Consider the following 1268-nt stretch of genomic DNA (forward strand, 5'->3'; position numbering starts at 1 on the left):
TGGTCGCTGGCGGACGCGTGCCGCCTGGTCGCCGCGCGGGGTCGGTTGATGCAGGCGCTGCCGGAGGGCGGTGCGATGCTCTCGCTCCAGGCGTCTGAGGGGGAGGTGTTGCCGCTGCTGGTGGGGCGGGAGGCTGAGGCGGGTGTTGCGGCGGTCAATGGCCCGCGGAGTGTGGTGGTCTCTGGTGCGGCGGGGGTGGTTGAGGAGATCGCGGAGCACTTCAGGTTGCTGGATCGCAAGGTGACGTCGTTGCGGGTGAGTCATGCGTTCCATTCGCCGTTGATGGAGCCGATGCTGGCGGAGTTCCGGGGTGTGGCGGAGAGCATTGTTTATGCCGAGCCTCGGGTGGCGATTGTTTCGACGCTTACGGGTGAGGTTGCTGCGGCTGATGTATTGATGTCCGCGGAGTATTGGGTGGATCACGTGCGGCGGCCGGTGCGTTTCGCCGATGGGGTTCGTTGTTTGGACGAGCAGCATGTGACCCGGTTTGTGGAGCTGGGTCCGGATGGCACGCTGACGGTGCTCGTTCAGGCGTGTCTGGAGGGCCGGGAGTATTTGGTGGCCCCGACGTTGCGGAAGGACCGCCCGGAGGTTGAATCTCTGCTTGTGGCGGCGGCGCAGTTGTTCACGCGGGGTGGGGTGCTCGATTGGGTTGCGGTGTTCGGTGCCTCCACTGTCGCGTCTTGGGTGGATCTGCCGACGTATGCATTTGAGCGGCGCCGTTTTTGGCCTGGTTCTTCTGCGTTGCCGACCAGGCATTTGAGGTCGTTGGGTCTGGGGTCGGCGGGGCATCCGTTGTTGGGAGCGGCCGTTGAGTTGGCCGGTGGGGATGAGTTGTTGTTCACCAGTCGTCTTTCGTTGGTGTCGCATGAGTGGTTGCGGGATCACGTGGTGGCGGGTGTGGTGGTGTTCCCGGGGACGGGTTTTCTTGAGTTGGCGTTGCGGGTGGGGGAGCGGGCCGGGTGTGATCGGGTGGAGGATCTGACGATCCTGGCTCCGTTGGTGGTGCCTGAGCGGGGTGGGGTTCGGGTTCAGGTTCGGGTGGGTGCGGCGGATGAGTCGGGTCGGCGCATGCTGGAGGTGTATTCGCGTACTGAGGATGCTCTTGATTCGGACCCGTGGACGCTCCATGTGACGGGTGAGCTTTCGGTGGTCGCGGGTGCGTTTTCCGCGGGTTCTTTTGATTTCGGTGTGTGGCCGCCGCGGGGTGCGGTGGTGGAGTCGGTTGAGGGGGCGTACGAGCGTTTTGCCGGGTTGGGGTTGTCCTA

The 1268-nt window shown here is 64.6% G+C and carries 1 protein-coding gene; it reads left to right on the forward strand.

All coding sequences use genetic code 11. The features are described from left to right. Window positions 1-1268, forward strand: a 1268-nt coding sequence (locus tag AB0M26_RS31945) for an acyltransferase domain-containing protein (RefSeq protein ID WP_365266553.1), incomplete at both ends; no start/stop codon positions are given.

It is taken from the genome of Streptomyces sp. NPDC051776 (assembly GCF_040681345.1).
Taxonomy (GTDB): domain Bacteria; phylum Actinomycetota; class Actinomycetes; order Streptomycetales; family Streptomycetaceae; genus Streptomyces.